This window comes from Methyloceanibacter marginalis (assembly GCF_001723295.1).
Taxonomy (GTDB): domain Bacteria; phylum Pseudomonadota; class Alphaproteobacteria; order Rhizobiales; family Methyloligellaceae; genus Methyloceanibacter; species Methyloceanibacter marginalis.
Genome location: NZ_LPWD01000307.1, coordinates 1 through 9,947, shown reverse-complemented (window position 1 = coordinate 9,947; position 9,947 = coordinate 1). Strand labels below are relative to the sequence as shown.

General features: G+C 63.6%; 9 protein-coding genes and 3 pseudogenes. 6 read left to right on the top strand and 6 right to left on the bottom strand.

The window, feature by feature from the left end:
• Positions 1-291 precede the first annotated feature (291 nt).
• From AUC71_RS11435 to AUC71_RS11420, 4 genes and pseudogenes are all read left to right on the top strand, one after another.
• Positions 292-951, top strand: coding sequence for a 50S ribosomal protein L25/general stress protein Ctc (locus AUC71_RS11435; RefSeq protein ID WP_069624369.1), 660 nt, complete (start codon positions 292-294; stop codon positions 949-951).
• A 54-nt stretch (positions 952-1,005) separates the two neighbouring features.
• Complete coding sequence (gene pth / locus AUC71_RS11430; RefSeq protein WP_069624368.1) at positions 1,006-1,713, top strand: aminoacyl-tRNA hydrolase; 708 nt, start codon at positions 1,006-1,008, stop codon at positions 1,711-1,713.
• A gap of 14 nt (positions 1,714-1,727) precedes the next feature.
• A pseudogene (gene ychF / locus AUC71_RS11425) lies at positions 1,728-2,824 on the top strand (redox-regulated ATPase YchF).
• Positions 2,825-2,845: 21 nt separating this feature from the next.
• Positions 2,846-3,370, top strand: a complete 525-nt coding sequence (locus AUC71_RS11420; RefSeq protein WP_204376708.1) for an ester cyclase — start codon at positions 2,846-2,848, stop codon at positions 3,368-3,370.
• A 17-nt stretch (positions 3,371-3,387) separates the two neighbouring features.
• Here the strand turns inward: AUC71_RS11420 and AUC71_RS11415 are convergent, their stop codons facing one another.
• The 5 genes and pseudogenes from AUC71_RS11415 to AUC71_RS11395 all read right to left on the bottom strand — a co-directional run bounded on the left by AUC71_RS11415 (position 3,388) and on the right by AUC71_RS11395 (position 8,704).
• Positions 3,388-3,738 carry a hypothetical protein gene (locus AUC71_RS11415; protein WP_141701632.1) on the bottom strand — a complete coding sequence of 117 codons (351 nt, stop codon included), beginning with the start codon at positions 3,736-3,738 and terminating at the stop codon, positions 3,388-3,390.
• A 681-nt stretch (positions 3,739-4,419) separates the two neighbouring features.
• Complete coding sequence (locus tag AUC71_RS11410) at positions 4,420-5,127, bottom strand: DUF502 domain-containing protein (protein WP_069624366.1); 708 nt, start codon at positions 5,125-5,127, stop codon at positions 4,420-4,422.
• A gap of 117 nt (positions 5,128-5,244) precedes the next feature.
• Positions 5,245-6,027 (bottom strand): methyl-accepting chemotaxis protein, encoded by a 783-nt coding sequence (locus AUC71_RS11405; protein WP_069624365.1) that lies wholly within the window; start codon positions 6,025-6,027, stop codon positions 5,245-5,247.
• A 167-nt stretch (positions 6,028-6,194) separates the two neighbouring features.
• Positions 6,195-6,485, bottom strand: coding sequence for a hypothetical protein (locus AUC71_RS11400; protein ID WP_069624364.1), 291 nt, complete (start codon positions 6,483-6,485; stop codon positions 6,195-6,197).
• A gap of 175 nt (positions 6,486-6,660) precedes the next feature.
• Positions 6,661-8,704 (bottom strand): annotated as a pseudogene (locus tag AUC71_RS11395) (bifunctional aldolase/short-chain dehydrogenase).
• Between the two features lie 145 nt (positions 8,705-8,849).
• Between AUC71_RS11395 and AUC71_RS11390 the strand changes: the two are divergent.
• Complete coding sequence (locus AUC71_RS11390; protein WP_069624363.1) at positions 8,850-9,116, top strand: hypothetical protein; 267 nt, start codon at positions 8,850-8,852, stop codon at positions 9,114-9,116.
• Positions 9,117-9,306: 190 nt separating this feature from the next.
• A complete protein-coding gene (locus AUC71_RS21270) occupies positions 9,307-9,621 on the top strand; it encodes a hypothetical protein (RefSeq protein ID WP_069624362.1) in 315 nt (104 codons plus the stop codon).
• 59 nt (positions 9,622-9,680) lie between these two features.
• On the opposite strand, the pseudogene AUC71_RS21265 reads toward AUC71_RS21270, so the two are convergent.
• Positions 9,681-9,947, bottom strand: a pseudogene (locus AUC71_RS21265) (S-methyl-5-thioribose-1-phosphate isomerase); the annotation flags it as partial.

Sequence of the window (9,947 nt, the reverse complement as noted above, 5' to 3'; positions counted from 1 at the left end):
ATCGTCCGGCTGCGGCCGGATATGGCATACCCGCCCCCCTGACCGCCGGGTCCTGGAGCTCATCAAGAAGGCGGAAGAGGCGCAAAACGGCTCCCCTGCGCTCTCTCCGGAGGCCATCAGCGCCGCGCGCTAACACCGCAACCGGAAGCCCTATAGGCGATTGTCTTCCCGTGGGCCCTTGGGCTATAAGCCTCTCGAATTCCGTCGCGGCGGCTCCAACGACAGCGCCGCGCCCGATCTTTGCGGGGCCGGCTTCCGGCCCCTCATTATTTCAGACGTTTGGAGGATTACATGGCTGAGGCGATCGAACTCAAGGCGTGGGCCCGGGGCCGCACCGGCACGGGCGGCGCACGCGAGGTCCGCCGCGAAGGGCGCGTTCCCGGCATTATTTATGGCGGCAAGGACGAGCCGCAGAATATCGCTTTGGAGTCCAAGGAAATCTCCAAGCAGATCCAGACCGGTCACTTTCAGAGCACGATCTTCATGATCGACATGGAAGGCACCAAGGTCCGCGTGATCCCCCGCGACGTGCAACTCGACCCGGTCCGCGATTTCCCGCTCCATGTCGATTTCATGCGGTTGGCCAAGGATGCGAAAGTGACCGTGGACGTGCCGGTCCACTTCCTGAACGAGCCCGCCTCCCCCGGCTTGAAGCGCGGCGGCGTGCTCAACGTCGTGCGCCACGATATTCCAGTGCGCTGCCCCGCCGACAGCATCCCCGAGTCCTTCGAGATCGATCTCACCGGCCTCGAGATCGGCGACTCGATCCACATCTCCTCGGTGAAGATGCCCGAGGGCGTGGTCCCCACCATCACCGACCGCGACTTCACGATTGCCACCATTGTCGGCCAGAAGGCAGAAGAGTCCGAGGAAGAGGCCGAACGCGCCGAAGCTCCGGAAGGCGCTGAGGACGAGGACGAGGACAAGGAAGACAAGGAGAAGAAGGAGTAGCCTTCTTCTTTTGGCTTCGCGGCCGCGGGTTCGGCCGCCGATCGGGATGACGCGATGAAGCTCTTTGTCGGCCTCGGCAATCCGGGGGCGCAATACGCCTTCAACCGTCACAATGTCGGCTTCATGGCGCTCGACGCCATCGCCGATGCCCATAACTTTCCCGCTTGGCGCAAGCGCTTCTCGGGCTTCGTGTCCGAAGGCCGTCTCGGCGGCGAGCAGGTGATCCTCCTGAAGCCGCAAACCTACATGAACGAGTCCGGGCGCTCGGCGGGCGAGGCTATGCGCTTCTACAAGCTCGACGAGAAGGACGTGATCGTCTTCCACGACGAATTGGATCTGGCGCCCGGCAAGGTCCGGGTGAAGACCGGGGGCGGTGTAGCCGGCCATAACGGGCTCAAATCCTTGAGTGCGCATCTCGGCAACGACTATGTGCGCGTGCGCATCGGCATCGGCCACCCCGGCCATCGCGAGCGCGTGGTGGGCTACGTGTTGCATGACTTTGCCAAAGCGGACCTCGACTGGCTGGAGCCGCTGCTCGGTGCCATGGCCGAAGCCGCGCCGCATCTCGCCGACGGCGCCAACGACAAATTCCAGACCCAGGTGGCGTATCTGACTCAAGCCGACGAGCCGGAGACGAAGAAGGCCAAGGCGGAGAAGAAGCAGGACAAGACGCCGGCGCCTGCCCCCGCGAAGCAAGAAAAGCCAAAGCCGGCCCAAGAGGGGGCGCTTGCCGCCAAGCTGCGCCGCTGGTTCGACTCGTAAGGACAAGAGAGTAGATGGGATTCAAATGCGGCATCGTCGGACTGCCCAATGTGGGCAAGTCCACCCTGTTCACGCGCTGACCCAGAGCGCCGCGGCGCAAGCCGCCAACTATCCGTTCTGCACCATCGAGCCCAATGTCGGCGACGTGCCGGTTCCCGATCCGCGTCTCGACAAGCTCGCCGGGATCGCCAAATCAGCGCAGACCATCCCCACGCGGCTGACCTTCGTGGACATCGCCGGCCTGGTGCGCGGCGCCTCCAAAGGCGAAGGGCTCGGCAACCAGTTCCTCGCCCATATCCGCGAGGTGGACGCCATCGCTTACGTGCTGCGCTGCTTCGAGGACCCCGACGTGGTCCACGTAGACGGCAAGGTCGACCCTCTTGCCGACGCCGAAACCATCGAGACCGAGCTGATGCTCGCCGATCTGGATAGTCTCGAGCGCCGGATTCCGATCCTCGAGAAAAAGATTCGCGGCCAGGACAAGGAGGCGAAAGCGACGCTGGCGCTTCTGGAGCGCGTCTTGCCGCTGCTCCGCGACGGCAAGCCGGCGCGCCTCGCCGAGGTGAGCGACGAAGAGCGCCCCCTCTTCAGGACGCTCGGACTGCTCACCTCGAAGCCCGTGCTCTATGTGTGTAATGTCGACGAGGCATCCGCCGCCACCGGCAACGCATACTCAAAGGCCGTCGAGGCGCGCGCTACCAAAGAAGAGGCGGGCTGCATCGTCATCTCCGCCAAGATCGAGGCTGAGCTTGCCGAGATCGACGCGGACGAGCGCAAAGCCTATCTCGCGGATCTCGGCCTTCCCGAGCCGGGCCTCAACCGGCTGATCCAAGAAGGTTATAAGCTTCTCGATCTCGTCACCTATTTCACGGCGGGGCCGAAGGAGGCCCGCGCCTGGACCATTCCGCGCGCAACCCGCGCCCCGCAAGCGGCCGGCGTGATCCACACCGATTTCGAGAAGGGCTTCATCCGCGCCGAGACCATCGCCTATGACGCGTATGTGGGGCTCGGCGGCGAGGCCCCTGCCCGCGACGCCGGTAAACTGCGCCTCGAAGGCAAGGACTACGTGGTCAAGGACGGCGACGTCCTGCATTTCAGGTTTGCCAATTAGCCGTCAGCTAGGGTCCGCAAAATGAAAATTCCAGCAACCTCATTAGGCGCTCTGGTCGTCGCCTTCGTCATCGCAGGCTTCGCTTCTTGCGCATACGCAACGGACGACGCCGAAAGGCGCGCGCAAGCCGAACAAGCTCGTTTCCGAATTCTGGGAGCGGGTCTGGTCCCCGCCACCCGACTGCGGGCAGTCGATGATCTGGTAGTCGAGGATTTTGTCCTGACCAGCGCGGGCACGGAAGTTACGGGGCGTGCCGCATTCAAGGCATGGATCGAGGCGTTCCAGGCGAAGGCCAAGAACGTTCGGCTCCAAGCGTTTGAAACCTTTGCCAATGCCGACGCCACGCGTGTCACCTCACGCTGGCAAGCAACCGGCATTAACAACGGTGTCCTGGGAACAGAACCCGACGGCCGGCCGATCTTATTCACCGGAATTGCCATCTGGGAAATCCGGTGGACCGCGGACGGCCCCAAGCTGGCCCACAATTGGGTCGAGCGCAGCGCGTGGGAACTCTACCAACAGCTCACCGCGCCCGCGGCCGACTAAAGTCCATCGCGGCACCGCTATTCTATTTTCTCGGCGCCGGTCGTATGGGTTGGATCGTCTTGCGTTGAGGCGCCAGCGCGGTAAGCCGACTTCTGGTAGCGGTCGCCATCCTTGCTGAGCTTGGTCGTCCAGCCGCTATCCCACTTGATCACCGCGGCATCGCCCTCATTCGTCCAGGTCCCGCTTAGGACATGGCCATCCTTTTCGCCGGCGGCTTTGCCGTCGCCGCTCAGCACGATTCTGAACGCGTTGCCCTTCGTATCCTCGGTCATGTAGTTGCCCGTCCAGTCGCCGGCAAACCCGGCGCTGCCGGTCAGAACGGCGATAAGGCCGGCGACAAGGAAGACTTTGAGCGATGTGTGGGTCATGGGCAGCCCCATCTTAGCGCGGCGCCGTCCGCTCGCCGCAAAAAAGAAGCCCCGGGACGGGGGGACGACCTCCGGGGCTTCCTTGGTTCCGAGTGGGGGAGGACGTCGGCGGGGTGGGGGGAGACCCGTCGAATGCCCTAAGGCTAAGCCCTTCTGCGGTCCATCGCCCAATTACAATGCAGTAATCTTCGGGCACGTTTTGTCGCACCATTGCCCGAATCGTCGGTTTTTATAGTCCCTACAATTCGGGGGAACGGGGGAAGCCTTGCCTTTGCGGCGGGGCTTCTTCTGTTTGGAGGCCAGCTTCAACCCCCTCGTCACGGCCAGCACGTCTTCCGCCGCTGAACTTTTTGTTTGGCGCGGGCGTAAGCCCTGCGTTCCACGAATAGTACAGGGCTGATTTCCATGTCGCGATATGTCCCCCGAAAGGGTTTCTTTGATCCGGATGATCTGGCGGTGATGGAGAGGACTCTCCAAGGCGCTTGGACAGCGATTGAGACTTCCAATCTCTTGAGCTTGGCGAAAGACGAAGCCCTGAAGCGCGCCGTTTGCGTGAAACTCTTCTCCATCACCCGCAGCAAACCGGTTGAACCTGGCTGCTCCTGGACGCCTTACTCGAGACCTTGCGGGAAGACCCGGCGAAAGCGCAATCCTCTCCCCAGTGATCTAACGCGCTTGATCTTAGGCCTTTGACTTGCGCGAGAAAGGCGCCTTCGTTTTTGCGGTCGGCGCGGGCGCCTCGACGATCGCCGAGCTCCCCTTGGCGGACATGTTTTTTGGGGGCGTGACACCCATGGAAACATAGACATTCATCAGTCGCTCCACGCCGCCTTCCGCCGGCCTGATCCAATCCGCAGGCACGTAGATTAGCGCGCCGCCGAAAGGCACCGGAGCCGAGGGCACCAGCACCGGGACATATCTGTGCTCCCCGATCTCGACCGGCTCGTGCGACGGCATCAACGCCAGGACCGCCGCACTCCCCTCGCCGCCGAAGAAACACCACACCGGGCTCATGCTCTTGAGGCTGTCCTCGTCGCCGCGATCCACGATCGCGACGAAGCGTTTGGACAGGTCGTAAACATTCGAGACCAGCGGAATGCGCATCATCAGCCAGTCGAAACTGTTGGAGATCCATGAGCGCAAGCCGGATTCGACCAAGAGCCCGAGCACGAAAATGATGGCGAGAATGATGCCGAGCCCGATGAAATAGGCGATCGTCGAGGAGCCGTAGACGTTCAGCCCGAGCGACGTAATGAGATTGCCGAGGAAGCTGCCGGGACCCGCATAGCTTGCCACCAGCGACGCGACCCACGCGGTCACCATCACCGTAACCATGATCGGCAGGAGCGCCAGAACGCCCGACAGGAAAATGCGGATAATCCGGCCCACGCGGCGGCCCTCCCGTTAGCGGATGGAGGCTAGCTTATTGCGCGCGTCAATGCACCAGATGCGAAATGGCCGGGACGAATCCCGGCCATTCGTACGCGGAACCTGAACCTGAGACTCTTAGCTTGCGCGCTTCAGCGCGTCGGCCGCGGCCACCTGGCGCAGGAAGTTCTCCACCGTATGGCGGAGCTGCTCGGCCTGGCGCGAGAGATCGCGGCTGACTTGCAGCATCTGCGTCGCCGACTGGCTCGTCTCGTCGACGGCCTTGGTGACGCCTGGCATATGGGCCACCACGTCTTCGGTGCCGCGCGCCGCCTGGCGCACGCTGTGTGAGATTTCCGAGGTCGCCGCCGATTGCTGCTGCACGGCGCCGGCGATCTCCTGGGTGTTCTTGTTCACTTCGCCCATGGTGGTGACGATGGACTGCATGGCCTCGACCGCACCATTGGTCGAGCTCTGGATCGAGTTGATCTGCTGCTTGATGTCATCGGTCGCCTTGGCGGTCTGGTCGGCGAGCGTCTTCACCTCGCTCGCAACCACGGCAAAGCCGCGGCCGGCCTCGCCCGCCCGCGCCGCCTCGATGGTGGCGTTGAGCGCAAGCAGATTGGTCTGCGCGGCAACGTCTTGAATGAGGCTCACCACGTCGCCGATACGCTGTGCCGCGGTCGCCAGGCCTTCAACCTTGAGGTTGGCGGTGCGGGCGTTCTCGGTGACTTGGTTGACGATGCGGCTCGCGGTGGAAACGCGCGTGCCGATATCGCTGACGGACACGGCCAGCTCCTCGGCGGTCGCCGCCACGGTCTGCACGTTGGCGGACGCCTCGTCCGAAGCCGAGGCCACGGAGGTGACGCGCTCGTTCGTGTCGGAAGCCACGTTCGACAGCACCCGCGCGGTCTCGTCCATGGTTCGCGCGCTGTCGGCGAAGGCCCCAAGAATGCCGGCGATCGAGCCGCGGAACTGATGGATCAGCTCCTCGGTGCGCTGCTGCGAGGCAAGCCGACCCTGAACCTGGCTGTCCTGCTCACTCTTGTGGCTCTCGCTCCACTGAATCGCATCGGCCTGGAACGTCTTCAGGCTTTAGCGATGCCGCCCACCTCGTCGGACCGCGCGGCGTGTGGGACCACCCCGTCCATGTCCCATTTGGTGAAGCGCAGAATGACGCTGCTGAGATCGCTGAGCGCCTTCGAGAGGCCGCCGCCCCAGAAATAACCGAAGGCCGCGCCAAGACCGACCGCGACGACGAGCGCAAGCAACGCGGCCGCGCCCGCGTTCGGGATCAGTTGCTGGAGCACGAAGGACACCAGGACAGCCATAAGCGCCGTGGCGGCAAAGGCGAGCGTGACTTTCAGGCGGAGAACCATTTGAAATCTCTCAATTTTTAAAGCGAAAATCCGTCCCTAGAGGTCATGGCAGGGACGGCCTATACGGCGAATCCCCCGCGCAAAGCGTGTGGGGAAGCCTCTCTCTTTGTGGTTAAAACTCCCTTAGGATCGCCCCGTTTTGGGCGACGGCTCGCAAAATATTGCGGGATCGAGCCTAGCGCAGCGCCGCGGCGATATTGCCGCCGTCCACCGTCTCGACATGCCCGGTGGTCTTTCGCGCCTTCGCAAGCGCCAGGAACGCTTGTGCCACGTCGTCCGCCGTGACCTCGGCGCGGAGCAGGTTGCCACTCATATAGTCGGCCTCCGATACGCCCCGCGCCTTGGACCGGGCCGCGATCATCTCGCCCGTGAGCAGCCCACTCCTGATACGGTCGGCGTTGACGCCATTTGAGCGGATACCGTCGGCGCCGTAATCGAGCGCGTATTGGCGCATGAGCAGCATGGTGGCGGCCTTGGGCAAACCATAGGGTCCGAAATTCTGGCCCGGATTCACCGCCTGCTTGGAGATGTTGAACAGGAGTACGCCGCCCGTGTCTTGCTTTTGCATGATGCGCACAGCCTCGCGCGCGACGGTCTGATGCGCGAAGAAATTGAGTTCGAAGCTCTGGCGCAAGGTCTCGTCGGAGACATCGCCGATACGCCCTGCCACGCCGCGCCCGCGTTCGACACCAGAATGTCGACACCGCCGAAGCGCTCGCACACGGCTGCGAAAGCTTCCTTCACCTGTTCCGGCTTAGTCACGTCGCATGCAAGGCCGAGCCCTTTGACTTCGGCGGCAGCTTTCTTCGCCGCCTCGCCGTCGATGTCGAACAGCGCAACCGCCGCCCCGTCGCCAGCCAACGCTTTCGCCGTTGCCGCGCCGATGGCGCCCGCCCCGGTCACCACGGCAATCTGTCCGGTCAGCGGCTTCATCACCGCGCCCTTCAGCTTGGCTTGCTCGAGGCTCCAATATTCGAGCGCGAAGAGATCGGCCTCGGGCAGCGGGTCGTAGCGGCCGATGGCCTCGGCGTCAGTCACCACTCTGATCGTGTTCTCGGCGAGATCGCCTGCGATCGCGGCATCCTTCGCCGTGCGCCCGAGCCCGAACAGACCGACGCCCGGCACCAAGATCACCCGCGGCATGGGATCGAGCTTGGTCTTGGTATTACCAACCGCTTCGTTCTCGCGTGCGAAATAGGTGTCGTACGCGGCCGCAAACTGTTCGACCGCCGCCTGCACGGCAGCGCCGAAATCGTCGAGCGCGCCGGCTTCCGGCACCGGGACCACCAACGGCCTGTTCTTGGTGCGGATGATGTGGTCGGGAGTCACCACGCCGCGCTGACTGTAAGAGGCGAGTTCCGCGCCGTTCACGTAGTCGAGGATTTCCGGGCCCGTGCGCAGCTCGGCGATGAACCGGATCGGCTCTGCATTGTCTTTCCTGATGGCGCACGCTCCACGCAGGATCGGCGCGATCTCCGCTGCGGTTTCCAGACTGCCTGCAATCTGCGCCGCCGGGAACACCACCGGACGGCCCTGGCGCAGGCGGCTCTCGGCGAGTGACACCATCTCGATCATGCGCTCGTAGGCTTCGCGGGCCGTCTCGCCGAAGGTGAAGATGCCGTGCTTGTGCAGGATCAGCCCTTCCACGTCGGGCTTCTCCTCGAACACTTGGGCCGCCGCCTTGGCGAGCCCGAAGCCCGGCGCGATATAGGGCACGATCCCCATGCGCCCATCATAGACCTCGCGCGCCAAAGCCTCCCCGTCCGGCTGGTCGACCAGCGCCAGCACCGCGGCGGCATGGGTATGGTCCACGAATTTATGCGGCAGGAAGGCGTGGAGCAGCGTCTCCACGGACGGGTTCGGCGCCGAGGCGTCGAGCAGGTTGAGCCGCTGCAGATTGACCATGGCCTCGTCCGACAGGGCGTCGAGCGCGCGCATCTTCCGCAAAGGCTCCAGCTTCACCGCCGGCAACCCCCAAGGCTCCATGTCGGCCATGTCGGCGCCCGAGCCCTTGACCGCGATGACCTCGTGCTCCTGACCGAGATCGTCGGTGGCGCGGGTCTCACCGACGTATTGCCGCCCCCGTGCAGCACGAGCAGCGGGTCGCGGCCGATCAGGCGCGTGGTGTAGACGCGAAGGGCGATGTCCTCATTGACGCCTTCGGCGCCATAGGCCTCGACCGTCTGCTTGGCGGTGTCGTCGTTCCATTGGCTTTGCATGGCGCGGGTTTTGGCAAGTTTCGTGACCTCCGGCAAGGAAAGAGCGCGCCTCAAGCTTGCGGCGAAAAATCCTCAATTCCGCCCCGGTCGGATACCGATTCGCAACATATTCACATGAATTATAGGAAGTTAGGGGCGTATCTGGATGAGGGAAATCAAAGTGGGTAGCTTCCGTAGTGCGTACCATCCCGAGCGGCACTATATGCGCGGCCCGGGACCGAAATGGCACGCAAAGCACACGGCCTCGCTTGTGGCCGCCGCCAGTCTCCAACCGGTCGTGAGCGCCAACGCGCCACGGGCGGCCAATGGGAGGGCCATGGGGGCGGTGGCCCAAAGCACCGTTATCACATGGATCGCGCCGACCGCGGCAGCCGCGGCCCTCGGCTTCATGGCCGTGATGGTGCTGGCGTAAGGCACGCGCATGACTGCCGAAAAGCAAGGGACCGGCGGAATTATCCGCTGGAGAGCCCGCCCCTTTATCCGTTCCTCAACGCCTAAGTTCTTAGAGTCTTGAATTCATGGGGTTCCCTTCTTGGGAACCGATCCCCATTTCCTAGGTTAGCTGAGGAGGGGGTTCAACCCTACGCTCGAGGTAAACACCCATGCGCGGAGTTCTACTTACGGCCCTAGCGGGCCTTGTTGCCGTTTTCGTCGTCGCGGGCCCCAAACCCGCCTCGGCCCTGCCCGCAGCCGCGGCGCTGAATTACAGCCACGCCAGCGGGGACCTCATCGAGGTCAAGAAGTATTACAAGAAGCGTCGTTACTACAATCGCGGCCGCTATTACCGCGGGCCTCACTACCGGTCGTACCGATATAACCGGCCCTATTATCGGCCCTACTACCGCCCGTACTACAGGCCCTATTACCGCGCCCGGGCGTCAGCCTCTGGTTCGGCTGGTAGGCTGATCGGGAACTAATTGGATCGACATGGCGCGGGACTTCGGTCCCGCGCCACTTTCTTATGCCGTCCCATGCTCTACGCGGCCGCTTGCTCCCGGTGCTCCGGATAGAGCAGCCGCAAACCTTCCGCCGTCGCGGGCGCACGCCGCGCTCGGTGATGAAGCCGGTGATGAGCCGGGCCGGCGTCACGTCGAAAGCATAGTTGGCGGCGAGACTCCCCTCAGGCGTGATCGTCACGGTGGCGAGCGAGCCGTCAGGCAACCGGCCGGTCATCTGCGTCACCTCCGTGGCGTCGCGCTGCTCGATGGGAATGGCGCTGCCGTCGGTGAGGCTCCAATCGATG